The 23477-nt window shown below is 48.0% G+C and carries 24 protein-coding genes; 11 read left to right on the forward strand and 13 right to left on the reverse strand.

What is annotated here, in order from left to right; genetic code table 11:
- Nucleotides 1-20: 20 nt before the first annotated feature.
- From EOPP23_RS01030 to EOPP23_RS01050, 5 genes are all read left to right on the forward strand, one after another.
- Nucleotides 21-509, forward strand: coding sequence for a DUF4426 domain-containing protein (locus EOPP23_RS01030; RefSeq protein WP_153764119.1), 489 nt, complete (start codon nucleotides 21-23; stop codon nucleotides 507-509).
- On the forward strand, nucleotides 506-1120 hold the full coding sequence (locus tag EOPP23_RS01035) for an XTP/dITP diphosphatase (protein WP_370514574.1): 615 nt from the start codon (nucleotides 506-508) through the stop codon (nucleotides 1118-1120). The genes EOPP23_RS01030 and EOPP23_RS01035 overlap by 4 nt, the downstream gene beginning before the upstream one ends.
- Before the next feature lie 186 nt (nucleotides 1121-1306).
- A complete protein-coding gene (gene hemW / locus EOPP23_RS01040) occupies nucleotides 1307-2440 on the forward strand; it encodes a radical SAM family heme chaperone HemW (RefSeq protein WP_153764120.1) in 1134 nt (377 codons plus the stop codon).
- A 38-nt stretch (nucleotides 2441-2478) separates the two neighbouring features.
- Nucleotides 2479-2805, forward strand: coding sequence for a DUF3392 family protein (locus EOPP23_RS01045; RefSeq protein ID WP_153764121.1), 327 nt, complete (start codon nucleotides 2479-2481; stop codon nucleotides 2803-2805).
- A gap of 70 nt (nucleotides 2806-2875) precedes the next feature.
- The gene (locus tag EOPP23_RS01050) at nucleotides 2876-3178 is read left to right on the forward strand and encodes a hypothetical protein (protein ID WP_153764122.1); all 303 of its coding nucleotides are present in this window, start codon (nucleotides 2876-2878) and stop codon (nucleotides 3176-3178) included.
- Between the two features lie 41 nt (nucleotides 3179-3219).
- Here the strand turns inward: EOPP23_RS01050 and EOPP23_RS01055 are convergent, their stop codons facing one another.
- From EOPP23_RS01055 to EOPP23_RS01070, 4 genes are all read right to left on the reverse strand, one after another.
- A complete protein-coding gene (locus EOPP23_RS01055; RefSeq protein WP_153764123.1) occupies nucleotides 3220-6066 on the reverse strand; it encodes an FAD-binding and (Fe-S)-binding domain-containing protein in 2847 nt (948 codons plus the stop codon).
- A gap of 103 nt (nucleotides 6067-6169) precedes the next feature.
- A complete protein-coding gene (locus tag EOPP23_RS01060) occupies nucleotides 6170-6817 on the reverse strand; it encodes a lactate utilization protein (RefSeq protein WP_153764124.1) in 648 nt (215 codons plus the stop codon).
- Nucleotides 6814-8286 (reverse strand): LutB/LldF family L-lactate oxidation iron-sulfur protein, encoded by a 1473-nt coding sequence (locus EOPP23_RS01065; RefSeq protein ID WP_153764125.1) that lies wholly within the window; start codon nucleotides 8284-8286, stop codon nucleotides 6814-6816. Before EOPP23_RS01065 ends, EOPP23_RS01060 begins: the two co-directional genes overlap by 4 nt.
- The gene (locus tag EOPP23_RS01070) at nucleotides 8279-9127 is read right to left on the reverse strand and encodes a (Fe-S)-binding protein (RefSeq protein WP_153764126.1); all 849 of its coding nucleotides are present in this window, start codon (nucleotides 9125-9127) and stop codon (nucleotides 8279-8281) included. Before EOPP23_RS01070 ends, EOPP23_RS01065 begins: the two co-directional genes overlap by 8 nt.
- 176 nt (nucleotides 9128-9303) lie before the next feature.
- Between EOPP23_RS01070 and EOPP23_RS01075 the strand changes: the two genes are divergently transcribed.
- Nucleotides 9304-10056 (forward strand): FCD domain-containing protein, encoded by a 753-nt coding sequence (locus EOPP23_RS01075; RefSeq protein WP_153764127.1) that lies wholly within the window; start codon nucleotides 9304-9306, stop codon nucleotides 10054-10056.
- A gap of 23 nt (nucleotides 10057-10079) precedes the next feature.
- Here EOPP23_RS01075 and trmB read toward each other — a convergent pair whose 3' ends face one another.
- The 6 genes from trmB to hemC all read right to left on the reverse strand — a co-directional run bounded on the left by trmB (nucleotide 10080) and on the right by hemC (nucleotide 15630).
- Nucleotides 10080-10793 (reverse strand): tRNA (guanosine(46)-N7)-methyltransferase TrmB, encoded by a 714-nt coding sequence (trmB, locus tag EOPP23_RS01080; protein WP_153764128.1) that lies wholly within the window; start codon nucleotides 10791-10793, stop codon nucleotides 10080-10082.
- 149 nt (nucleotides 10794-10942) lie between these two features.
- Nucleotides 10943-11320, reverse strand: a complete 378-nt coding sequence (locus tag EOPP23_RS01085; RefSeq protein WP_153764129.1) for a DUF423 domain-containing protein — start codon at nucleotides 11318-11320, stop codon at nucleotides 10943-10945.
- Nucleotides 11321-11335: 15 nt separating this feature from the next.
- Nucleotides 11336-12580 (reverse strand): heme biosynthesis HemY N-terminal domain-containing protein, encoded by a 1245-nt coding sequence (locus tag EOPP23_RS01090; protein ID WP_153764130.1) that lies wholly within the window; start codon nucleotides 12578-12580, stop codon nucleotides 11336-11338.
- Nucleotides 12577-13872: a uroporphyrinogen-III C-methyltransferase gene (locus EOPP23_RS01095; protein ID WP_153764131.1), complete on the reverse strand. Its 1296-nt coding sequence runs from the start codon at nucleotides 13870-13872 to the stop codon at nucleotides 12577-12579. Before EOPP23_RS01095 ends, EOPP23_RS01090 begins: the two co-directional genes overlap by 4 nt.
- Nucleotides 13869-14696 (reverse strand): uroporphyrinogen-III synthase, encoded by an 828-nt coding sequence (locus EOPP23_RS01100; protein WP_153764132.1) that lies wholly within the window; start codon nucleotides 14694-14696, stop codon nucleotides 13869-13871. The genes EOPP23_RS01095 and EOPP23_RS01100 overlap by 4 nt, the downstream gene beginning before the upstream one ends.
- Nucleotides 14697-14709: 13 nt before the next feature.
- Nucleotides 14710-15630, reverse strand: a complete 921-nt coding sequence (gene hemC, locus EOPP23_RS01105) for a hydroxymethylbilane synthase (protein ID WP_153764133.1) — start codon at nucleotides 15628-15630, stop codon at nucleotides 14710-14712.
- A gap of 18 nt (nucleotides 15631-15648) precedes the next feature.
- Between hemC and EOPP23_RS01110 the strand changes: the two genes are divergently transcribed.
- A complete protein-coding gene (locus EOPP23_RS01110) occupies nucleotides 15649-15891 on the forward strand; it encodes a hypothetical protein (RefSeq protein WP_153764134.1) in 243 nt (80 codons plus the stop codon).
- Here EOPP23_RS01110 and EOPP23_RS01115 read toward each other — a convergent pair.
- Both EOPP23_RS01115 and EOPP23_RS01120 read right to left on the reverse strand, forming a co-directional pair.
- Nucleotides 15875-16612, reverse strand: a complete 738-nt coding sequence (locus tag EOPP23_RS01115; protein ID WP_153764135.1) for a LytTR family DNA-binding domain-containing protein — start codon at nucleotides 16610-16612, stop codon at nucleotides 15875-15877. The genes EOPP23_RS01110 and EOPP23_RS01115 overlap by 17 nt on opposite strands.
- Entirely contained in the window at nucleotides 16590-17699 is a 1110-nt protein-coding gene (locus tag EOPP23_RS01120; protein ID WP_153764136.1) for a sensor histidine kinase, read from the reverse strand. Before EOPP23_RS01120 ends, EOPP23_RS01115 begins: the two co-directional genes overlap by 23 nt.
- A gap of 275 nt (nucleotides 17700-17974) precedes the next feature.
- On the opposite strand from EOPP23_RS01120, the gene argH reads away from it, so the two are divergent.
- From argH to EOPP23_RS01140, 4 genes are all read left to right on the forward strand, one after another.
- On the forward strand, nucleotides 17975-19360 hold the full coding sequence (gene argH / locus EOPP23_RS01125) for an argininosuccinate lyase (protein WP_153764137.1): 1386 nt from the start codon (nucleotides 17975-17977) through the stop codon (nucleotides 19358-19360).
- 112 nt (nucleotides 19361-19472) lie between these two features.
- Nucleotides 19473-21059: an acyl-CoA ligase (AMP-forming), exosortase A system-associated gene (locus tag EOPP23_RS01130; protein WP_153764138.1), complete on the forward strand. Its 1587-nt coding sequence runs from the start codon at nucleotides 19473-19475 to the stop codon at nucleotides 21057-21059.
- Nucleotides 21059-22285, forward strand: coding sequence for a pyridoxal-dependent decarboxylase, exosortase A system-associated (locus EOPP23_RS01135; RefSeq protein WP_153764139.1), 1227 nt, complete (start codon nucleotides 21059-21061; stop codon nucleotides 22283-22285). The genes EOPP23_RS01130 and EOPP23_RS01135 overlap by 1 nt, the downstream gene beginning before the upstream one ends.
- The gene (locus tag EOPP23_RS01140; protein WP_153764140.1) at nucleotides 22285-23142 is read left to right on the forward strand and encodes a hypothetical protein; all 858 of its coding nucleotides are present in this window, start codon (nucleotides 22285-22287) and stop codon (nucleotides 23140-23142) included. The genes EOPP23_RS01135 and EOPP23_RS01140 overlap by 1 nt, the downstream gene beginning before the upstream one ends.
- Before the next feature lie 16 nt (nucleotides 23143-23158).
- Here the strand turns inward: EOPP23_RS01140 and EOPP23_RS01145 are convergent, their stop codons facing one another.
- The gene (locus tag EOPP23_RS01145) at nucleotides 23159-23401 is read right to left on the reverse strand and encodes an acyl carrier protein (protein WP_153764141.1); all 243 of its coding nucleotides are present in this window, start codon (nucleotides 23399-23401) and stop codon (nucleotides 23159-23161) included.
- Nucleotides 23402-23477 lie beyond the last annotated feature (76 nt).

The following is a 23477-nucleotide window of genomic DNA, read 5'->3' on the forward strand; positions in this document are numbered from 1 at the left end:
CTCAGAGAAAGAGTGGGTCAATGAAAAGAAAGTTTCTTAAGTCCTCAATTTTCAGCTTTATGGTTATGCTGTTTGCAGCTAATACCTTTGCTGCACAGGAAGGCCGTATTCTGGACAGAGAACCTAAGCGCTTTGGTGATTACGAAGTGTCGTTCAGTGCTTTTCCAAGCACCTTCCTGACACCGGAAGTGGCAAAAGCTGCGAAACTGAAGCGTGGGCCGAAAACAGGTCTGGTGAACATAGCTGTTCGCAATGTGAAGAAAAGCGAAGCAGGAAAAGCGGTAAAGGCTACCTTTGAAGGCAGCAAGTCGATCAATATTATTGGCCAGCAGGCAGGTCTGAAGTTTAAGGAAATAAACGAAGGCGAGAATGCTATCTACTACCTTGCAGACTTTCGTTACAGCCATGAAGAGGAAATCCGCTTTGAAATTTCCGTCAAACCTGAAGGTTCAAAGCGCACTCATAACTTCAAGTTCAGACAGCAGTTTTATGAGGCAGGCAGAAAGTGAGCACTGAAAAGCAAAAAGTAGTTCTGGCCAGTGGTAACAAGGGCAAACTGAATGAGCTTCAGCAGATGCTTGACGGTTTGAACTTTGAAGTACTGCCTCAGAGTGATTTCAATGTCAGTTCAGTGCCGGAAACGGGACTGACCTTTGTTGAAAATGCTCTGATCAAAGCCAGACACGCTTCAAAGGTGACAGGCCTGCCAGCTATTTCCGACGATTCAGGTCTGGAAGTGGATGCACTTAATGGTCAGCCGGGAATCTACTCAGCGCGATACGCAGGTGAAGATGCTGATGATGCGGATAACAATGCGAAACTGCTGGAAGCATTGAAGGATGTCCCTTCAGAGCAACGTACAGCTCGTTTCCACAGCGTTCTGGTTTATATGCGTCATGAGAGCGATCCAACGCCGTTGATCTGTCACGGCAGCTGGGAGGGCTCTATTTTGACAGAAGCTGCTGGTGTTGGTGGTTTTGGTTATGATCCGCTGTTCTGGGTTCCTGAAAAAGGCTGTGCTTCTGCAGAGCTGACCAAAGAACAGAAGAATGCGATCAGTCATAGAGCCAAAGCTAAAGATCAGTTGTTGGTACAGCTGAAAGCCCTTTTAGATGTGTAGATCTATTTGAGGCTGGGGAACAGGTTGATACTTCAAAGGCCAGGAAGGCCTGCTAGTGACTCTGACCATGGATGGTCAGTGGAGCGGAAATAACAACCTGTTTTCCAGCCGATAGCGACTAACGTGATCGTAAAAATAAGGTCAAAGGGTATACTTACCCTTTGACCTTAAAACCAAGCGAGTTCCATGCTCTCACTTCCCCCTCTGAGTCTTTACGTCCATATTCCATGGTGTATCAAGAAGTGTCCCTATTGCGACTTTAATTCCCATGCCATGAAAGATGGAATTCCTGAAGAGGAGTACGTCACGGCTCTTCTAGAAGACTTTGATCAGGAACTGCATACCATTCAGGGGAGAGAGCTGCATTCGATCTTCTTTGGTGGTGGTACTCCAAGTCTGATATCAGCAAAGGTTTTTGATCGATTCCTTACTGAACTTCAGAAACGGATTACTTTTGCCAGTGATATTGAAATCACTATGGAAGCCAATCCCGGTACCTATGAGCACGATAAATTCAAAAGCTATCGTGATGTTGGTATCAATCGCTTGTCTCTGGGCGTGCAAAGTTTTCAGGATGAAAAACTGAAAGCGCTGGGTCGTATTCATTCTGCCAATGAAGCTTACGAAGCCATTGCTTCCCTGAGAGAGATTGGTTTCGATAACTTCAATATCGATCTTATGCATGGCCTTCCAAGTCAGACCGCTGAAGACGCTATGTCGGATCTCAGAAAAGCCATTGAGCTGAATCCTACTCATATTTCCTGGTATCAGCTGACCATTGAACCCAATACCGTGTTTTTCTCCAAGCCGCCAAAACTGCCGCAGGATGAAACGCTCTGGTCTATTCAGGAGCAGGGCTGGGACTTACTGGAGCAGGCAGGATATAAACAATATGAAATTTCTGCTTACAGCCAGGAAGGCCGACAAGCGCGTCATAACCTGAACTACTGGACCTTCGGTGATTATATTGGCATTGGTGCTGGTGCTCACGGCAAGATCACCAGCCTGGCCGATGGCAGTATTTATCGTAACTGGAAGACTCGTATGCCATCGGATTACCTGTCTGCTGACAAACCTTATGAAGCCGGTCGCAGGCTGCTGGAACAAGGCGATCTGCCGATTGAATTTCTGATGAATGCTCTGAGGCTGAATGAAGGCGTTGCTCATTCACTCTTTTCTGAACGCACAGGGCGTGAACTGGCCATTATGGAATCAGGATTGAAGCAGGCTATCAGCAAAGGTTTGCTGGAGCAGAAAAGGTTACAGCCAACGAAGCAGGGAAGGCTATTTCTGAACGACCTGCTAGAAATATTTGCCTGAATTGAGTGACAATGCAGGCATAAGAAAAAGGACTTTTTATGGACTGGCTATCAAGCAGCATTATTCAACTGTCAGCTTTTTGCCGTGACTACCTGGGTATTATCGCAATGGCGTTTACTGCTGTTGCGGTGGTTATTTCCGGCAGATCACTGGCCGCTGTTGCTGGTGGCTGGTTATCGAGATTTCCAACGTTACTTCGTATACCGGCAAGAGCAGTATTGAACCTTGGCCTGTTTGGTGCCGTTTTCTATTTTGTGCCTTACTGGCTGGGAAGCCTGCTGGGCTATTTCAATAATTACACTCTGGCCCCCGTCCTGCTGATTATTATTGTCTGCATTGGTATTCTTTCGGAAAAGTTTCGTTAAGAGGGCTCCGTTGAAAGGGCTCAGTTAAAAGAACTTCGTTGAAAGAGTCGCGCTGAAAAGGAGTATCAGAATGAATAAGGACGTTTATATCCGTGAGATAGAAAAACGACTCAGATTGATGTTCAGGTCATCAAAAGAAGGTTCTAAAACGTCAGACATTGAACGTCACAGACTGGAAGGCTTTATGTCCGCTGCTGTTTTTATTGGCTATGCGAACAACAAGGAACTGTCGAAGCTGATGAATGATATTCATATTGAAGTGTTTGGCAAAAGCATTGAAGCGAAAAAAGCAGAACAAAAAGCGATCTGGAAAAACAGTGCTATTGATTACAGCCAGTATGAAATTCCTACCGTTGAACGTGTAAACAGTTAAGAAATAAGGTGGCTTGCTCAGAACAAGCCACCTCAACAATACTACTGAGCACAGCGATCCAGCAGATAAGCAATGGAGTGGTATGGCACACCACTGTGGTGGCTTAGTCCTATCTCGCAGGTTCTGTTGGCCGAAACTCCTTCACGACAATCGTCAGGCACCTGTGCATTCAATGGCTCCAGTGCGCTGGCATTGAGTTCCGGAACGGAAAAGCCTTTATCACCGGCAAAGCCACAGCAGGTAATGTCTCTTGGCAGAACCATATTGGTTGTGCATTGGCTGACAATTTTCTTCAGTTTTTCACCATCACCCAGCTTCTGAAGACTGCAGGGGATATGAACCATCACAGGTTCATCAATGGCTTCAATATTAAGATCAGACAGCATGAAGTCATGAATAAATTCCACCAGATCATGAACCTTAAGGCTCTTTCTCTCACTCTTCTTATCAGAGTCCTTTTGTTGCCAGCTGCAGCTGCTGGTATCAGAAAGTACAGGCCATTCTCCCTTGTTACTTAACTCCCAAAGTTTGTTAAATAGCTCATCGGATTTAGCCTGAGCGGCTTCTGGCTGACCTTTGGACGCAAAAGGCTGTCCGCAACAGAGCTCGGAAATGGTGTCGGGAATAATGACACTGTAGCCCGCCTTTCCCAGCAACCTCTTAACGACAGCAACCTGTGATTCGCTTTCAAAATCCATCCGTGACGGTGCCATATTTCGACTGGCACAGCTTGGGAAGTAGACGACTGTTTTTGAATTTGAGTTTTTAGGTTTTGCGACTTCTTTCAGAGGTTTCTGGTCAGCTGCTTTTGGCATGGCATCCAGCCACAAAGGCATTTTATTACCAGACAGTTTTCGTGCAGTGCCGGTAATGCTCGTCATGGCATCGGTACCAATGATTCCGTGCACTGCGTCAGCGGTCGCAAGTGTTGCTCTGGTAATTTTGGTGGTAGTAGCGAAGTGCTTCGCCAGCAACCGGGCTTTACCTTTATGTTTCTCGTTTCTTTCAGAGCGCAGTTTCAGCGTCAGTTCGCCCGTGTTGATGCCAACCGGGCATCGGGTTGAACAGAGGCCACAGGCGGCACAGGTGTCGATTCCCTGCCAGGCATAGTCTTTCTCAAGCTCTTTAAGCCGTGCCTGATCCTGAGCTGTTTTTGCTTCACGGCGCAGATGGCTGATTTCACGCCAGAGTACGATACGTTTTCTTGGGGTCAGGGTCAGGTTTTGAGAAGGGCAGGCCGGTTCGCAGAAACCACACTCAATGCACTTATCCACAAGTTCATCAGCGGCCGGCATTGGTTTGAGGTTGCGAATATGAGCCAGATCATCGTCGTTAATAATAACGCCAGGATTCAGCAGGTTATCCGGATCAAATAGAGACTTGATGGCTCTCATCAACTGATAAGCGTCTTTGCCCCATTCCAGTTCAACGTAAGGTGCCATATTTCGACCAGTGCCATGCTCTGCTTTCAGAGAGCCACCAAACTCTACGGCAACCAACTGGGAAACGTCGTCCATAAACTGGCGATAGCGTTCGGTCTCAGCTTCGGTATCGAAAGCCTGCGTGAAGACAAAGTGCAGGTTGCCTTCCAGTGCATGACCAAAGATCAATGCTTCGCTGTAAGCGTACTTATCAAACAGATCCTGGAGTTTGTGAACGCCTTCCGTCAGCAGCTCAACAGGAAAGGCTACGTCTTCGATGATAACCGTTGTGCCAGTCTCTCTGACGGCACCCACTGCCGGGAACAAGCCTTTGCGAATGGCCCAGAGAGCCGCGTATTCACTTTCGATGCTGGTAAAGGCAACCCGTTCGTGAACAGGGAATTGAGTCAGAACGGTTTCAATTTCACTGATACGTGATTGAAGTGTTTCTTCATTCTCCCCACGGGTTTCGATCAACAGGGCGCAGGCTGATTTGGGGAGCTTGTCATTAATGAATTCTGGTAGGCCAGGCTTGCCTGCGACTGACATCATGGCTCGATGATCCATCAGTTCCACAGAATCAACAGGCGCTGACTTCAGTGTTGTTACTGCACGACAGCAGTTTTCCACATCCGGGAAAACGACCAGTGATGATGCTTTATGGGGGTGATCAGGAACGGTGTTGTAGGTAACCGATGAGATAAAGCCGAGCGTGCCTTCAGAACCAATCATCAGGTGAGAAAGAATGTCGACAGGATCTCTAAAGTCGACCAGAGCGTTGATACTGAGACCTGTGGTGTTCTTAAGGCGATATTTATGCTGAATTTTTTCTTTCAGCTCGGTATTGCTATGGACTCGTTCTGACAGAGCTTTCAGATTAGCCAGTAAGCCCTGATGTTGATTCTTGAACTGCTCAACACTTGTTGCGTTGCCAGTATCGAGTAATGTGCCATCAGCCAGCACCAGACGAATACTGTCCAAGGTGTGATAAGTGTTCTGAGCAACGCCGCAGCACATACCACTGGCGTTGTTAGCAGCGATGCCACCAATACGACAGGTGTTTATTGAAGCCGGGTCAGGTCCAATTTTTCGACCCAGAGGTGCCAGAATAGCGTTGGCTTCAGCACCAATAACACCGGCTTCAAGGCGAATCTTTTCGCCATTCTCAAGAATACTGTGACCTGTCCAGCCCTTACTGGCGATGACCAGAACAGAGTCCGTAATAGCCTGACCGGAAAGGCTGGTACCAGCCGCTCTGAAAGTGACAGGAACTTTATACTTAGCCGCTTCCATAATAATCAACTGAATTTCCTGTTCGGACTCAGCCAGTATTACCAACTGAGGAATCAGTCGGTAAAACGAAGCATCTGTACCAAAAGCCAGAAGTCTGGAGGCATCCGAGATCAGGCGCTGCTCGGTGATGGTGCTCTGAATAGCCTGATAGAAACTTTTAACCGCATTGTTCATTGTTATTTGACGTGCCTGAAAATTCTTATATTTGGAGTAACGACTACATAAGTGTGAAGACTTACGTAATCGAATTTATATGTACGGCTACATAAGGTAGCCGTTACTCCACCAACAGGATGATTAACTCTTTGGGGCCGTGAGCGCCGTAAGCCAGAATTCGGGCTATGTCGGCGGTCTTTGAAGGTCCGGACACCAGCAGAACATTGGTTGGCATGCCTGATGACCAACCTTCTGCATGAATCGTTTCTGCCAGGGTGTTGTGAATGTCTTCTGCTTTCAGCAATACCAGATGAACCGGAGGTACCAGCGACATGCTTCTTGGCTCCTGCTCGTCTGGCCAGAGCACCAGACTGCCGGTTTCAGCAATGGCGCTGCGGCAGGTTGTTAACGCAGCCGGTATGGAGAAGAAGAGCTTATCTTTATGATCATTCAGCTTTTCTGAGGAAATCAGTTCCAGTGAACGGCTCGCCAGTTTCTGTCCGGTTTCTTTTTGAGAGGAAACCAGCAGCTGGTTAATTTTTTTGTCTTTCAGAATATGTTCGACAGCTTCAGGCCAGCCCTGCTCTGACGTTCTATGAACCTCACCATTCACCGATGAAATCACGTTTATAAAGCGATCTACCTTTTCAGTCTGACTCCACTGATAGCTGGCGGCTGAACCTGAATCCTGAGATTGGTCAATGGGTTGACTGTCCCCCAGTCCAGCTCGAAGTCTGGAAAGAATATTACTTCTTGCTTCAATACTCATTGAGAACCTCCAGCTTCTTTATTACGAGACTGTTCCTGTTCTTTGCGATAATTTTTCACAAGAGAGTGAAGGCTCTTGCTGGCTGGTTTTGGCGATGTTCGATAGTCCGTCCAGCCTTTCATTTTTGATGGAGTCAGGCCACGAAGAAGAGTGGCAGACAGCGCAAAGGTACGATAAAGAGCAGGAGAGCTGTAGAGCTTACTCCAGCTTCCCCAGGCGGCTTTTTCTGTGTGAGTGTATTTGGCACCGTGACCGCGAATAACCGGATCTTCATCTTTCTTAAGCTTTCTGACACCTTCGTGTCTCAGCCTTCGCAGCAAATCCGGAATAGGGATCTTAACAGGGCAGACTTCACTGCAGGCGCCGCACAAACTGGAAGCGCTAGGCAGATCTTTGGTCGCTTCAAGTCCCAGCAGGTGGGGTGACAAAATAGAACCAATAGGGCCTGGATAGGTAGTGCCATAGGCGTGACCGCCCAGACGGGTATAAACAGGGCAATGGTTCATGCAGGCAGCACAACGAATGCATTGCAATGTCTGTCGCATCTCTTCGTCAGCAAAGGGAATGGTACGACCATTGTCCAGCAATACCAGATGCACTTCTTCCGGGCCGCCTTCATCACCTTTACGCGGTGAGGAAATCATATTCACATACGTGGTGATGGGCTGGCCGGTAGCGGAATTGGTCAACAGGGTCAGCAACGGTGGTAGGTCATCTAGGTGCTCGATCACCTTCTCGATACCGGTCATGGCGATATGAACTTTAGGGACTGTTGTCGCCAGACGACCATTGCCTTCATTCTCGACCAGCACCAGCGAACCGGTTTCAGCCACCATAAAGTTAACACCGGTCAGTCCTATATCTGCCGAGTGAAACTGTTTTCTTAGCTCTTTTCTGGCGGCCTGTATTAAAGCATCGACGTTTTCTGTGTATTCACAGTCGTCCAGGTTCTGCTCGAACAGTTCAGCAATCGCTTCCTTACTCTTGTGAATAGCTGGCATCACGATATGAGAAGGCTTCTCTTCTGCCAGTTGCAGAATATATTCACCCATATCAGCCTCGACGGGATGAATGCCTTTTTTTTCCAGAAACTCATTCAGTTCGGTTTCTTCACTGACCATGGACTTGCCCTTGATCATGGTCTTGGCGCCATGATGCTGAGCAATATCCAGCACTGTCTGGTTGGCTTCTTCCGATGATTCTGCCCAGTGAACTCTTATGCCGTTCTCTTTAAGTTTGGCTTCAAGCTGTTCCAGCAAATCAGGCAGTTTTGAAAGTGCACGCTTTCTAATACTGGCACCCAGCGTACGCAACTCCTGCAGCTTTACATCGTCAGTAAAGCTACTGCTGCGCTTATCCATCAGGAAGTCCATGGCTTCCCGAAAGTTGGTACGCAGGGCTGGGTTGTTCAGATCTCTCTCTACCCGTTGATCGAAACCTAGATCGTGTAAAGGGATTTGCTCAGACATTAGACTCTCCCTCCGACTGCATGGATGTTCGCTCCCAGAGGTAGCTGGCGATATGGGTACCTTTCAATTCATGACCCTGAAAATCCAGCGCTCCATTGATATTCATCAAACAGGCGTAATCGGCACTGATCAGGCGATCGGGCTCGATATCAGTAATGGCTTTTACCTTGTCGTTTACCATGGCACCGGAAATATCCGGATAACGGACGCAGAAAGAACCACCAAAACCGCAGCATTCAAACTCATGGTCGTGCACTTTGCGGGCGACATTCTTTAAAGAATCAATCAGCTGCCAGCCGGTCTTGTGAACATTCATCTCTCTACGGGCAGAGCATGAGGTGTGGACGGCTACCGTTTGAGGTTCGCCTTTATCTTCAGGCTGATAGTTCAGGACGTGAACAAGAAATTCGGTGAATTCAAATACCCGATCAGCAAACTTTTTTGCGTGATTCTCTTCAGGAAGGCCTTTAAACATCGAAGGATAGTGATGGTGCATCATGCCACCGCAGGAGCCGGAAAGAACAACTACAGGATAATTTTCAGCCATTACTTCCATTTGCATTCGAGCAACTGCACGAGCTTCGTCGTCATATCCCGAAGTATAAGCCGGTTGCCCACAGCAAGTTTGTTTGTCTGGAAATACAACATCAATGCCTTCCTGTTCGAGGAGCTTTAAAGCGTCAAGACCAGCCTCCGGTTGGAGAAGGTCAACAAGACAGGTGCCGTAGAGGTAAACCTTCTCCGGCTTCTCTGGGTAAGCTCTTGGTTCAGGTGCCAGACATTTCCGGGGTTCATCACTTCCCGTTTGATCTGGCATAGCATTGACAAACAAATCAGACATTTTATTATTCTCTTTAAATTGGTATGACCAATTATCCAGTTTGCAAAATGATAATGATCCTCCCCTGCTGCTGTCAATTACTGATCGTTGTTGATTGAGGTTGGTAAATACTTGAATAAAGCACTGGTTATGGTTTCAATAACCTCCCATGCAAACACTGACCGGAACGCAACGGCTTGAAACAACAGACTCTGGCAGAACGAATAACAGAAAAACTGGAAACCCTGATTGTTGAAGGTGTCTTTCGACCGGGTGATCGGTTACCTGCTGAACGGCAGCTGTCCGAGCAACTGGGTGTATCCAGGCCTTCTTTGCGCTCGGCTCTGCAAAGTCTGGCAGTAAAAGGAATCATTCGTTCCCGTCAGGGGGGTGGGCATTTTGTGACTGAGGCATTGACCAGTTCTCTTACCGATCCGCTGCTTGATCTGCTGGGGAAACACCCGGAAGCAAGAGATGATGTGCTGGAATTTCGTTTTCTTTTGGAGGGCGCCAGTGCTTCATATGCCGCTCAAAGAGCAACAGAGCAGGACTGTGATAATTTAAAGCAGGCTTTTGCAGAGCTTGAACAGGCCATGGAGAAAAACGACAGAGAACGTGAAAGCAAAGCCGATCTGGACTTCCACCTGGCTATCGCTGAAGCGTCACACAATATGGTGTTACTGCATTCCATGCGAAGCATGTTCAGTATGTTGAAACATAATATTTACACCAATATTGGCGGTTTATACGACAGGAATGTCACAGGTGAAGATTTGAGGCTTCAGCATAAAGCTATTCTGGAAGCGATACTGGCAGGTAATTCGGTAGACGCAAAAGAAGCCGCTGAGCAGCATATTCTTTATGTGCAGCAAGCGTTGTCGAAGCTGGAACAACAGCAGAAGCGTAATCAAAGAGCCAAAAGCAGGAAGGGAGAACTGGAACCGGTATAACGCGGTTCCAGTCAGTGCAGGACTTAGGCCGTTTTCTCAAACAGCAAATCCCAAACACCATGTCCCAGACGCTGGCCGCGTTTTTCAAACTTGGTCAGTGGTCGGAAATCAGGGCGTGGAGCGTATTCACCTTCAGCGACAGTGTTCTTGAACCCTTCCGCAGCGGTCATCACTTCCATCATTTGTTCAGCGTAGTTCTCCCAGTCAGTTGCCAGGTGAATCACACCACCAACGGCCAGCTTGGGACGAATAGCCTGAATAAACTGATCCTTGATCAGGCGACGCTTGTGGTGACGTTTCTTGTGCCATGGGTCAGGGAAATAGATCTGGACACGGGACAGGCTGCCATCGGCAATACAGTCGCGCAGCACTTCTACGGCATCATCGCAGTAACTGCGGACGTTGGTCAGGCCAGCAGTCTGGGATTCGTTCAGCAGGCTGCCAACGCCAGGACGATGCACTTCAATACCGATGAAGTTCTTATCCTGTTCGGCACCCGCCATAGCTACAAGGGAAACACCCATGCCGTAGCCGATTTCCAGTACAACCGGTGCATCCCGGCCAAAGGTTGCGCTGATATCCAGTGGGCCATCTTCTTTCTTCAGCCCCCAGTTTTCCCAGCACTCATCCCAGCCACGTCGCTGGCCAGTGGTCATACGACCGGCACGAAGCACGAAGCTTTTAATTTCCCGGCGTTGTACTTCGTCACCAGGCTCTACAGCAGAATCATCACTCATGAAGGCAGATCGTTCGATAATGAAAAACCGCCGTACAATACCGAGTAGTGAGGCATTTGGAAATAGCGGTTCATCGGGATTGAGTATTTTTGAAGTTAATACCAACTTAGGTTGGGTTAGAGTCAAAGGCTCGTAACCCAACCATTTGATTAGTTGGTTTTAATTTCTCGTGCAGACAAAGCCAGTAATAACCAGCCCAACATAAAGCTGACACCACCCAAGGGTGTAATGGCGCCGAGCCAGGTAATACCGGTTAGAGCCATCAGATAAAGACTGCCAGAGAACAGCAGAAGACCGGCAATAAAGAGCCTTCCGCTCCACCGGAGCTTACTGATGTTCGGGAACAGATGAATCAATACAGCCAGCAGAATCAGCACCAGACTGTGATAAAACTGATAATCTGTTGATGTTGCCCAGACAGCTGTCATTCGTTCTGACAGTTGTCCTTTCAGGGCATGGGCACCAAAGGCACCCAGTCCAACCGAAAGCATGCCACTCAAAGCGCCGGTAACCAGAAAAGCTCTCATTTAAAACTTCCCTGATCAGCGGTGAGCTATAGCCGGCAAAGGCAGGTCAACGACACTGTCTGCCGCCAGACGCAGGCCTTCCTGAAAATATTTGGAGCTGCCTTCGTGGTCTTCCATATGTGCCATTAAACGACCAAGTTCATTGTAAGTGTCTACATGACGCTGGTGACGAAGGCTGGCTTCGAAATACTCTTTTGCTTTGCCCCAAAGCTCATTTCTTAAAGCAAGACGCCCCAGAGTCAGCAGCAGACTTGCATCGTTAGGGCGTTCATTAAGAAGGCTCTCGGCGAAATGCAGCTGCTTGCTGGTATCACGTCCTTTGACCTTGCCGAACAGCAGAATCATATCGCTGTTGTAGTACTTACCCAGTCTTTCTCTCAACACGCTTTCAGCTTTGTTTTCGCCGTTCAGTTGAGCCAGGCAGTCGGCATAGCGATAGATCATTTCAGGATCACGTTTCAGGCTGGAAGAGAGGTTATTCCAGACCTGATTGGCAGGCTTTAAACGATCATCAGACGTATTAAAGCTGCGACCTTTGCTATAAGCCTGCTCAAACAGAGCTCCATAACACTTCTGCTCCAGCTGACGGTATTCCTGATCAGCAACAATCTTCTGTTTTTTCAGTTGAGGCAGCAGAGTGGAGAGTGCCTGCCAGTCATGAAGACGACAGTATGCCTGCTTCAGCATTTTCAGCACATAACCGTGACGAGGATGCTGTTTGTGCAGCTTGGTCAACATGGCCAGAGCCTGTTCAAGCTGACCAGACGACAGCTGTAGCTGAGCTTGGGTAATACCAATAGCCAGGTCGGAGCCAGGTTCTTTACGGTCAGCCTGACGAAGGTATTCAGCTGAGGCTTCATGGTTATCGTTTTCGTGTGCTGCTCGAGCTGCTGCAAGATAGTTCAGCAGTGGCGAGTCGCCGGAGTCTGCAGCTTTGGACAGGTAGCGTTCCGCTTTCTTCCAGTGTCCTTGAGTAAACTCGACAAAACCACGGGTCATCAGTTTGCGTGCCTGACGCTCACGAGCCTCACGGGTAATCGGGTAAACCAGACTGGTAACGCCAAACAGCATTTTAATGATCAGCCAGGCCAGCCAGCTGACGCCGGAAACAACCATGGCCAGAACCAACATACCCCAAAGCGTAGTTTCAAACGTTGCGTTGTTATAGGAAATCAGAACATAGCCGCTGTCGTTCACCATGATATTGGCCAGCAGAAAAATGCCTGCCAGTGCCACCAGAAAGTAGATAAAGCTTTTCATTGCTGCTTATCTCCTTCTGGTACAAAAACGCCAGGCTGTTTGGTCGCTTCCGTTGCTGCACTGGGCTGTGCTGGTGGTTGTGCAATAACTGGTGCGACAGGTGGTTCAGCCTTGATTGGTTCAACCGTGTTTTGGGAAGGCTCCTGCGAAGGCTCTGGTAATGTATCCGCAGTTTGATACTCCTTCAGTGCCACCAGAGAGTGGCTGATATCCGGTTGAGCCGGCGAAATATCCAGTGTTTGCAGTTTCACCAGTTCTTCAACCATGCCACTTGCTGCAGTGCCGGATAGAACAAAGTAACGTTTAATCCAGTTACTAGCCTGTTTAAGACTGCTTTCAAAAATAACCTGATCGCGAGTCAGTAGGGCCAGCTTGCCCTGTTCCAGCAGCAGGCTCAGGTTCTGGCGAATCATGCTGTCTTCAGCTGGAGATAAAAGCGCTTTAACAGGTTCATCACGGTTCGGAGTGAAACGGAACAGGCTGGAGAAACTGTTCCAGACGTTCTTCATCATTTCTAAAGAAACTGCTTTCCAGTCACCGGAACTGGCAGAGGCAGAACTGTTTTGTTCGGAGGGTTCAGCTTCAAGAGAAGGTGCTTTTTGCAGTACAGGTAATTCACTCACCTGTTTTGATACTGCTTCAAGCCTCAGGTAGAGGCCTTGCTGATCAAATTCAGGAATAGCGTTTAACAGAGATATGTCTTCAGCCAGTGCTTCACGGACACTGAACAGTCGGAAGTCATCCAGGTCAACCAGAATGCTGTCAGCATTGATCAGCAGCTTTTTGGCGGCTTTGATGTCTGAGCCCATCAGCATCTGCTGATTAGCCAGTCTTAACAGGTATTCAACTTCAGCCAGTTTCCAGCCTGAGCGACTGGTGCCTGCCAGCTCACTGACACTTTGAGCAAGGCTGTCAGTGCGCTTCAATAGTCGTTCGTTACGTTCCTGCTGGCTATCGATTTGTGATTTCAGGGGAGCCAGTTGGCGTATAGCTTCAGTCAGTCTTGCCTGTTGTCGGGCAATCTGGGTAGTCAGCTGCTCCTGACCGGTTATGAGTGAAGGCTGCTTTTTCTCCAGCGGCATGGCGCGCCAGCCAATGTAGGCAGACAGGCTGAGTGCAGAGACAGAAAGCACCAGAGCAAGAGCAGCAATGCCACGGCCTGATTTAGCAGGCTTGGATCTTGGTTTGGCGACAGGTGTTGTAGTTTTTTTGGCAGGTTCGGCTGCCTTTTCAGTTTCAGCTTTTACAACTTCTTTATCGCTATCACTGCTTTTCTGTTCTTTCTTGCTCACGATAACCCTTCACTGTTGATCAGGTTCATAGCTGAAAGCATGGCGTTATTGCTTGCCCCTTCAGCGGTATGAACTCTGGTGAATCCCATGTTTATTGCCAGCGCTTCGACCCGTTTACTGGGAACAATTAAATGACAGTGTTCGCAGAAATCCGATGACAGGTAGTGTGCTGTGTTGGCCAGTATTTCGCCACTGCTGGCCAGAATAACATTAATTCGATGTTCCTTTATCAGGCTGCTCAACTGCCCGCAGGAATATTCAGGACGTTGCCGCTGATACAGCTCCAGTTCATCCACCTGAGCGCCACGATCTGCCAGTGTGTGTCTCAGCAGATCACGACCACCTTTGCCTTTAATCAGCAGGACCTTCTCACCGGCCACAGACTGAAAGTCAGGCAGTGATAACAGTGTTTCACTGTCCAGAGCCTGTTTCGGGCAGACTGAAGCTACGTCAAAATCGTCCAGTGTAGCTCTGGTCTTTTCACCAATGGCGTACCACTGAATGCCAATAGGTAACTGAGGCCAGTAGACTTCAATGTGTTCCATTGCCAGCCGGGCAGCATGATGACTGATGACAATGACTTTATGGTACTGATCGAGTTCCAGTACCCTTGAACGTATAGCCTGACTTTCAGGATAAGGTTCGATCGTCATCATGGGCATTACCCAGGCCTGACCACTCTGCTGTTGAATCAGTTCAGCCAGTGGCTTAGCCTGCTCTTTCGGGCGAGTGACCAAAGCTCTGATATGGCTCAGTTCGATATTATTCAATCCAATAATGCCTGAAGTACTGCTGTTGTCATCGTCTGTCCGGCTCACAATCATGGCATGGCCTGTATCAGTGCATCAACTTGGCCAGAATACGGTCGGCACCCTGACTGATGACGGAATCGGCCAGCTTGATACCTGCTTCTTCGCCATCAGTGAGAGTGCAGCGAATTTCATCGGTCAGCAGCAGTGTGCCGTCAGGCTCACCGACCAGTCCTCGAATATAAAGTTCATCGCCTTCGATTTCGGAGTAGCAGGCAATAGGTACCTGACAGCCGCCGTTCAAACGACGGTTCATGGCACGTTCGGCCAGCACACGAATAGCGGTTTCTTCGTGATGCAGAGGCTTGAGCAGCTCTTTCATTTCTTCATCGTCAGAACGAATTTCGATACCTACAGCACCCTGGCCAGCAGCTGGTAGGCTTTCTTCGGAGGGCATACAGTATTTAATGCGCTCTTCCATGCCCAGACGAATCAGGCCGGCCGCAGCCAGAATAATAGCGTCGTATTGACCATCGTCCAGCTTGGACAGACGGGTATTAACATTACCGCGTAGGAACTGGATTTTCAGGTCCGGACGGCGAGCCAGAATCTGGCACTGTCTTCTCAGGCTGGAAGTACCGACAACGGAACCTTCAGGCAGGTCGTCCAGTTTTTCATAGGTGTTGGAAACAAACGCATCCAGAGGATTTTCACGTGGGCAGATGGTACTCAGGCAAAGACCTTCCGGAAACTCCATGGGAACGTCTTTCATGGAGTGCACAGCAATATCGGCACGGTCTTCCAGCATGGCGGTTTCCAGCTCTTTAACGAACAGGCCTTTGCCACCGATTTTTGCCAGTGGCGCATCCAGTATGCGGTCACCCTTGCTGGTCATCTTTACCAGTTCAACATTGATTCCCGGATGGAAGTGTTCCAGGCGTTCTTTGACGTATTCTGCCTGCCAGAGAGCCAGGGCACTTTTTCTTGTAGCGATACGGACAGTTTTCATGAACGGGTCTTACAACAGTTGCTGGTCGGCAGCCATTACGGAAAAGCCTTTCTGCCGAAACAAGGCTTACCGAGCTGGAAGGAATTCAAGCTGCTGCTGATGATACTTCAGCTTGGAAGGCTGACCAAATTTTCAGCTTTGATAGAGAGATTTGCAGCGATTTCCATGATTTGGAGCAGACTGAAGGAGGGATGTGCGTTTGAAAAGCATTTGCCCGCCAAAGACGGGCAAGTGGATAAGCGGCTTACAGCGTTTGCATAAACTTCTTCATCAGCGGCACATGGCGACGGGAAACAGAGATGGGTACCTCGACACCGGCTAGCTTAATAAAGTAATGACCGTGTTCATCGCGGGTCATCTTTTCAATGGCTCGCCGAGCGACCAGAGCATTTCTGTGAACTCGCACAAAACGGTTTTCAAATTCCGCTTCCAGCTCTTTCAGTGGGTCATCGATCAGGATTTCACCGTTCTTATGATAAACAGTGACGTATTTGCTGTCGGCCATGAAATAGTGAATATCATCCAGCGGCACCAGCTCAATACCCTTCAAGGTTTTGGCGGCAATATGGCTGCGGGAGTTATCGTCTGGCATTTCCTGACGCAAGCTGGCCATTTGCAGGCGATTGATTTTGCTGGCGTTGTTCAGAGCCTTTTGCAGGTCTTCCTGTTTTACCGGCTTAAGCAGGTAGCCCACGGCCTGAACCGAGAAAGCTTCAATGGCATGAGTGTCATAGGCAGTACAGAAGATGACTGCTGGTGGCCGCTCCAGCTTGCTGATATGCGCGGCTGCTTCCAGACCACCCATACCCGGCATGCGGATATCCATCAAAACAATATCGGGCTGATATCTCCGACACAGCTCTATGGCTTCAAGCCCATTACCTGCGTCCTGCTCCAGAGGTTGAAAGCCGTCGAGACGTCCCAGCAGGTGACGCATGCGGTCACGTGCCAGTGGCTCGTCATCGGTGATCAGTATGTTCATTTTTTTCGCCACCGTAAGGGTAAATAATCAAAGTTTCAAACTCGCTGTCATGTCCACTGTCATGCATTCGTGCTTGAACGCTGGCCTGCTGGCCGAACAGCATATTGAGCCGTGAGCGAATATTCTTCAGAGCGACCTGGTTACCCTGTACATGCTCGGCGGGTACAAACATATCCTGCTTTGCTGACGGGTTTTGGACCGGATTTCGGACTCTGATATGGATGTTATCGTTGATTCGAGTGATATCTACACTGACGGTGCCACCTTTTTCCAAAGGCTGAATGCCGTGATAGACCGCGTTTTCGATAATGGGCTGTAGAGTCAGTGGTGGAATGGTTAAATCGTCGGGCAAACCTTTGCTAACCCATTTACTTTGCAGGCGATCTCCCAATCTGTGTTTTTCTATTCGCAGATAGCGCTGGCAGAGGTCTATCTCTTTGGTTATGGGAATACGGTTGCCGTGTTCTTGCAGGCTGGAACGAAAGAGGTCAGCCAGATCTTCCACCGTTTCCTCTGCCTTGTCCGGATCAATATGAATAAGACTGGCAATGATATTCATACTGTTGAACAGAAAATGCGGGCGAATACGCGCCTGCAGTGCATCGAAGCGAGCCGTGTGACTGGCTTTCTGCTCGGTTCTGGCTTCCTGCTGAATATAAAAATAACGAAGCAACATGGCAGTAATGATGAGAGCTACCAATGCATGACGAAACATCTGTTGCCAGTCAGGGAAGGTTGGGATGAACGCATCTCTATAAAGGAACCACTGAGCCAGCGCAGTGAAAATTTCAGTGATGGCCATAACCAACAGCAGGCAGGAGATAACAATGGCAGGCAGGCTTTTTGTTTTCAGTACTGGCCTGAGCCGACAAAGCACAGCACCTGATACCAGAGAAATCCACTGCACAAACATGGATGTCATCGCCAGTCGGTTCCAGTCAATATGATGTGGGCCGGGCAGGGCGAGTACCTGAATCAGAACAAACAGCTCTGAAATAAGTACCAACATAAACACTGCTTTTGGTGAGCAGAGATCAGGCAGGAAAAAACCATCATCTTCCGGGTTGTCGGTGGCGTTGACTGGCAAAATCTATCCTTGTGACTAAGATTACTGTTTTTATGACTAAAGTTGCTATTTTTATGAGTAAATATTCAAAAGTGTTTTGATAACTGTTTTAATAGGGCATCTATTAAAGAAGTTTCTATTGAGAAAATTCTCCCTATAATGCCGAAGCACCTGCTGCCTATCTATAGCGACAGATAACACTTTCTCCAAGATGTGTTGATCGGCAGATGAAAGGTGCAGGCAAGGGAATAATAATCAAAAAGACCATGACACATTCATGGAGCAAGAGGTAAACAATGTCTGACAGCAGCAATCAGCAGTGGGGTGGTCGGTTCAGTGAAGGTGTAGATGCCTTTGTTGCCCGTTTTACGGCTTCTATTGATTTTGATCGCAGGCTTTATCGTCACGATATTCAGGGCTCCATGGCTCATGCCCGTATGTTGCATAACTCCGGTATTCTCAGTGCTGAAGAACTGAGCGCTATTATTGGTGGCCTTGAAGGCATTCTGAAAGATATTGAAAACGACAAGATCGACTGGTCCATCGAGCTGGAAGATATTCATATGAATATCGAAGCTCGCCTGACTGATCGCATTGGTGATGCCGGCAAGAAACTTCACACAGGTCGTTCCAGAAACGATCAGGTGGCTACAGATATACGTCTCTGGCTGCGTGATGAAATTGATGCCATTGATATTGAACTGGCTCGTTTCCAGCAAGGGCTGCTGGACCTGGCTGAAAGAAATGCTGACACCATCATGCCGGGCTTTACCCATCTTCAAACTGCACAGCCGGTGACTTTTGGTCATCACCTGATGGCCTGGTTTGAAATGATGGTAAGAGACCGTGAGCGTCTGCAGGACTGCAGAAAGCGGATTAATGTTTCTCCTCTCGGTGCAGCGGCACTGGCAGGAACCACGTACCCGATTGACCGTGAATTTACGGCAAAAGAACTGGGTTTTGATCGTCCAACCAGAAACTCTCTGGACTCTGTCAGCGACCGTGATTTTGCCATTGAATTCTGTGCTGCCGGTGCTCTGATTATGACGCACCTGTCGCGTATGTCAGAAGAACTGGTGTTGTGGACATCGGCACAGTTTAACTTTATTGATCTGCCAGATCGGTTCTGCACCGGCTCATCCATCATGCCGCAGAAGAAGAACCCTGACGTACCTGAGCTGGTAAGAGGTAAGACGGGTCGTGTAAATGGTCATCTTGTTTCCCTGCTGACATTGATGAAATCACAACCGTTGGCTTACAACAAAGACAACCAGGAAGATAAAGAACCACTGTTTGATACCGTTGATACTCTGAAAGACTGCCTGCGTGCTTTTGCCGATATGATTCCTCATATCGAAGCCAAGAGAGAGAGTATGTACGAAGCAGCTCGCAGAGGTTTCAGTACGGCAACGGACCTGGCTGATTATCTGGTTCGTAAAGGTATGCCGTTCCGTGACTCTCACGAAGTAGTAGGTAAGGCTGTTGCTTATGGTATTGAGCAGAACAAAGACTTGTCAGAAATGACACTGGAAGAACTGAAAGTATTCTCAGGCACCATTGAACAGGATGTGTTTGATGTGCTGACGCTGGAAGGTTCTGTGGCTGCACGGAATCATATTGGCGGGACTGCGCCGGGGCAGGTTTTGAAGGCTGTTGAGGTGGCTCGCTCTCTGATTGCTTGAATATCCCTTGAGCAGGTATTCGCCTGCTCATTCTCCTTTCCAAGCCAGCTCTCACCAAACCTGTGATGTCTGGTACAATCCTTCCCCATTTATACCTCGACCGGATTGATTTATGAGCCAGCTGTTACACCAGCTTCTTCTTGAACAAGCTGAGAAGACACCTGATGCGCCAGCAATTGGTGTAAAGTCCCAATGGTTTGACTACCGTGCTATTTCCAGCAGAACCAGAGACGTTGCTGCGGGTTTACAGGCCAATGGACTGTTAAAGCATGAGAGAGTTGCTGTCTACCTGCCTAAAACTCTTGAAGCTGTCTGCAGCTATTTTGGCACAACAGCTGCTGGTGGTGTGATGGTGCCTGTTAATCCGATTCTGAAAGCACCTCAGGTTGAACATATTCTGGCTGATTGTAATGCTCGAGTATTGATTACCAATAAAGCCCGATATAAACAAATGCAGGAGCATCTACCGCACTGCCCTGATTTGAAACTGGTTGTTCTGGTCGATTCAAGTGAAGACAGCAGCGAGCAGAATGTAAAGGTGAGTTGCTGGAGTGACTTCATCGGCAAAGAGAGTGAGTGGAAACCATCTTCGGCTATAGATGCCGATATGGCTGCAATTCTTTATACCTCTGGCAGTACTGGAAAGCCAAAAGGCGTTGTTCTGTCTCACAGAAATATGGTGACTGGTGCACACAGCGTTGCTGAGTATCTGAAAAATGACAACAGCGATAAATTGCTTTGTGTCTTACCGTTTAGTTTTGACTATGGTTTCAGTCAGTTGACCACGGCCTTTTCAAAAGGAGCTGCATGCTACCTGCTGGAATACCTGTTACCCAGAGATATTGTCAAGGCAGTATGTACGCAGGGCATTACTGGCCTTGCACTGGTTCCACCACTTTGGGTACAACTGGCTGGCATGGACTGGCCTTCAGAAGCAGGCTGTTTGCGTTACTTCACAAACTCTGGTGGAGCCATGCCTACAGCAACTCTTAATCCCTTGCGTGAGAAGCTGCCAAATGCAGCGCCATATTTGATGTACGGCCTGACAGAGGCATTTCGCTCCAGCTATCTTGATCCATCCCAGATTGATATACGTCCAACATCTATGGGTAAGGCTATTCCTAATGCAGAACTGCTCTTGATCAATGATGCAGGAGAGTTGTGTAAGCCAAATGAACCTGGAGAACTGGTTCATAGAGGTGGGTTGGTAGCTCTTGGTTACTGGAATGATTCTGAAAGAACGGCTGAAAGGTATAAGCCTGTTCCAGCACAGATCAGTGGAATACCTGTTACTGAATTGGCTGTCTGGTCCGGTGATATTGTTCGTCAGGATGAAGAAGGCTATCTGTATTTTGTCGGTCGTCGAGACGACATGATCAAAACCTCAGGTTACAGGGTAAGCCCCAGTGAGCTTGAAGAGGTGGTATACAGCTCTGGTTTGGTATCTGAAGTTACTGCTATCGGCATTGCACATTTCAGGCTTGGCCAAGCCATTGTGCTGGTTGTTGTTGCTGGTGAAGCTGCACTGGATGAAAAAGCCATTATAAAATATTGCCAGCAAAAGCTGCCGGCATTTATGGTCCCCGCCAAAGTGATAGAGAAAGCATCACTGGCAAGAAACCCCAATGGCAAGATTGACAGGAAGACACTGGCAAACGAGTTTAAAGATCTGTTTGCTGACGCGGAAGGTACTAACTGATGAGCAAACAGCATGATCGGCTGCAGCGAATAGAAGCGGGCAATAACCAGTTACTGATGGCTGGTAAGACAGCCGAAGAACTGTCTGCAATTGCTGGTGGTACACCTTTTTATATCTACGACAGGCGTCAGTTAGTAGAGAGAGTTGAGTCTTTGAGAGGCCAGATGCCATCAGCTTTGAAGTTGCACTATGCAATGAAAGCTAACCCTATGCCGGCTCTGGTTCAGTTTATGGGAAGTCTGGTGGATGGGTTAGATGTAGCTTCTCACCGTGAAATGCTGGTTGCACTTGGTTCGGGTGTAACGCCTGAAAATATCAGTTTCGCTGGCCCTGCCAAGCGGGAAGAAGAGCTTCGGGCAGCCGTTGCAGCAGGCATTATCATAAATGTTGAATCAGAGCTGGAGTTGGAACGGCTGTATAGTATTTCTGAATCAGCAGGCATTCTTCCCAAAGTAGCTTTTCGAGTAAATCCTGATTTCGAACTGAAATCATCCGGTATGAAAATGGCTGGTGGACCTAAGCAGTTTGGTATTGATGCTGAACGAATGCCTGATCTGCTGAAAGAATTGAAGACAGATAAAGTAGAGTTATGCGGTTTTCATATTTTTTCCGGCTCCCAGAACCTGAAAACTGAGTCTCTCATTGAAGCGCATGATAAAACCTTTGAATTAGCGGAAAAGTTGGTTTCGTTATCACCGGTCAAAATTAGGCATGTCAATATTGGCGGTGGACTGGGAATTCCCTATTTTCCTGGCGAGAAAGCTCTGGATGTTCAGCCTGTTGCTGAAAACCTTGAAAGGCTGTTGTCAGCCAGAAAAGAAACATGGCTGGAGACAGAAGTCGTTATGGAGCTGGGGCGTTATTTCGTCGGTGAGGCTGGTTATTACGTCTGCCAGATTACCGATAAAAAAGTATCCAGAGGTCAGACTTTTCTTATGACCGATGGCGGTCTGCATCATCATCTTTCTAATTCAGGTAACTTTGGACAGGTCATTCGCAAGAACTATCCAGTAGTGATAGCAAACAGGCTTGAATCAGAAGAAAAGGAAAAAGTAGAGATTGCAGGACCTCTCTGTACGCCACTGGATATAGTTGGCGCTAAAATGGAGCTACCAAAAGCAGAAGTCGGTGACTATGTTGCTGTTCTTCAATCAGGTGCTTATGGTGCCAGTGCCAGCCCCCAGGCTTTTTTGAGTCACCCGGAAGTTAAGGAGCTGTTTCTCTGATGTCAGAAATGGCCAAGCCAAAAAAAGCGAAAGTTCGTCCTGCTACCGCTGATGATTTCGATGCTGTTTATCCTTTGCTGCGGGAGTTAAACAGCACCCGCTTTAGCCGTGAAATCTGGCAGCGACTGTTTACCAACCTCTGGGAACGGGAAAACTGGTCCCCTGGTTATGTTCTGGATAATGGTGAAAGGATTGTAGGTTTTCTCGGCGCACTTTTTTACAAAACAGAGCTAAATGGTGAAGACCATACAGTTTGTAACCTGACAGCCTGGATTGTTGAAGACGCTTATCGCAGCAATTCAATTATGCTGTTAATGCCATTTCTGAAAATGAAGCAGACAACTCTGACAAGCCTGACATCGTCACGAGAGGCCTACAAAGTTTATAAAAAACTTGGCTTTAGGGATATTGAGCAAGCAAGCAGGATTCTCTACCCAGTACCTTCCCTGTGCAACTCGTTTAAAGTGCTTACATCAGAAGATGAAGTCAAACCTTTGCTAAGAAAGGACGAGCTGGAGTGCTATCAAAATCATCAGTGTCTGGATATAGCACAGCTAGTCATCACTGATGGCAGTGAATCCTGTTTTTTACAAATTACTCGTAGACTAGGACGGGGCCAGATTCAAAAGGTCAGTAACCCTGAGTTTTTTCAGCGAGTGATTGGCAAAGTTTGCAGAAAGGTCTGTCGAGCCATTGATGTAAATAGCTTGCAGGTAGATGAGAGATTTTTGGCAGGTAAGTCTGTTTTGCTATCCAGAAAGAAGTGTTTTCCTCAGGAAAAGCAGGCAAAAGGTGCATTGAGCGATATGTTGATTGATGGTGCTTATTCGGAGTTGTCAGTTCTGGCTACACCCTGAGGTGTAGCCATCGAACTTAGTTGGATGCTTTCTTGATGTAGTCCAGAAGGCTACCAACAGTCTCAAAGATAGTAGCATCGATGTCGTCATCTGCGACGTTAATACCAAAAGATTCTTCAAGTGCAGTGATGACTCCTACTACAGCCATGGAGTCAAACTCAGGAAGAGCCCCCAGTAGTTCGGTAGATTCGTCAAAAGCCTCAGTGTCGATTTCGAGGATATCGGCAAGGAGTGGTTTCAGTTCGTCGATATTTGCCATCTTTATTCCAGGAGCACCAGTAATTCTGGCTTTTACCAGTCAAAATAATGCCGGCCACTGTAAAGAGTTTTATTCA

The organism is Endozoicomonas sp. OPT23, assembly GCF_009653635.1.
Classification (GTDB): domain Bacteria; phylum Pseudomonadota; class Gammaproteobacteria; order Pseudomonadales; family Endozoicomonadaceae; genus Endozoicomonas_A.

What these genes read in the sequence shown, in the direction of transcription:
- EOPP23_RS01030 (WP_153764119.1), top strand. Translation starts at nt 21, where the DNA reads ATGAAAAGAAAGTTTCTTAAGTCCTCAATTTTCAGCTTTATGGTTATG.
- hemW (WP_153764120.1), top strand. Translation starts at nt 1,307, where the DNA reads ATGCTCTCACTTCCCCCTCTGAGTCTTTACGTCCATATTCCATGGTGT.
- EOPP23_RS01045 (WP_153764121.1), top strand. Translation starts at nt 2,479, where the DNA reads ATGGACTGGCTATCAAGCAGCATTATTCAACTGTCAGCTTTTTGCCGT.
- EOPP23_RS01050 (WP_153764122.1), top strand. Translation starts at nt 2,876, where the DNA reads ATGAATAAGGACGTTTATATCCGTGAGATAGAAAAACGACTCAGATTG.
- EOPP23_RS01055 (WP_153764123.1), bottom strand. Translation starts at nt 6,066, where the DNA reads ATGAACAATGCGGTTAAAAGTTTCTATCAGGCTATTCAGAGCACCATC.
- EOPP23_RS01060 (WP_153764124.1), bottom strand. Translation starts at nt 6,817, where the DNA reads ATGAGTATTGAAGCAAGAAGTAATATTCTTTCCAGACTTCGAGCTGGA.
- EOPP23_RS01065 (WP_153764125.1), bottom strand. Translation starts at nt 8,286, where the DNA reads ATGTCTGAGCAAATCCCTTTACACGATCTAGGTTTCGATCAACGGGTA.
- EOPP23_RS01070 (WP_153764126.1), bottom strand. Translation starts at nt 9,127, where the DNA reads ATGTCTGATTTGTTTGTCAATGCTATGCCAGATCAAACGGGAAGTGAT.
- trmB (WP_153764128.1), bottom strand. Translation starts at nt 10,793, where the DNA reads ATGAGTGATGATTCTGCTGTAGAGCCTGGTGACGAAGTACAACGCCGG.
- EOPP23_RS01085 (WP_153764129.1), bottom strand. Translation starts at nt 11,320, where the DNA reads ATGAGAGCTTTTCTGGTTACCGGCGCTTTGAGTGGCATGCTTTCGGTT.
- EOPP23_RS01090 (WP_153764130.1), bottom strand. Translation starts at nt 12,580, where the DNA reads ATGAAAAGCTTTATCTACTTTCTGGTGGCACTGGCAGGCATTTTTCTG.
- EOPP23_RS01100 (WP_153764132.1), bottom strand. Translation starts at nt 14,696, where the DNA reads ATGATTGTGAGCCGGACAGACGATGACAACAGCAGTACTTCAGGCATT.
- hemC (WP_153764133.1), bottom strand. Translation starts at nt 15,630, where the DNA reads ATGAAAACTGTCCGTATCGCTACAAGAAAAAGTGCCCTGGCTCTCTGG.
- EOPP23_RS01115 (WP_153764135.1), bottom strand. Translation starts at nt 16,612, where the DNA reads ATGAACATACTGATCACCGATGACGAGCCACTGGCACGTGACCGCATG.
- argH (WP_153764137.1), top strand. Translation starts at nt 17,975, where the DNA reads ATGTCTGACAGCAGCAATCAGCAGTGGGGTGGTCGGTTCAGTGAAGGT.
- EOPP23_RS01130 (WP_153764138.1), top strand. Translation starts at nt 19,473, where the DNA reads ATGAGCCAGCTGTTACACCAGCTTCTTCTTGAACAAGCTGAGAAGACA.
- EOPP23_RS01135 (WP_153764139.1), top strand. Translation starts at nt 21,059, where the DNA reads ATGAGCAAACAGCATGATCGGCTGCAGCGAATAGAAGCGGGCAATAAC.
- EOPP23_RS01140 (WP_153764140.1), top strand. Translation starts at nt 22,285, where the DNA reads ATGTCAGAAATGGCCAAGCCAAAAAAAGCGAAAGTTCGTCCTGCTACC.
- EOPP23_RS01145 (WP_153764141.1), bottom strand. Translation starts at nt 23,401, where the DNA reads ATGGCAAATATCGACGAACTGAAACCACTCCTTGCCGATATCCTCGAA.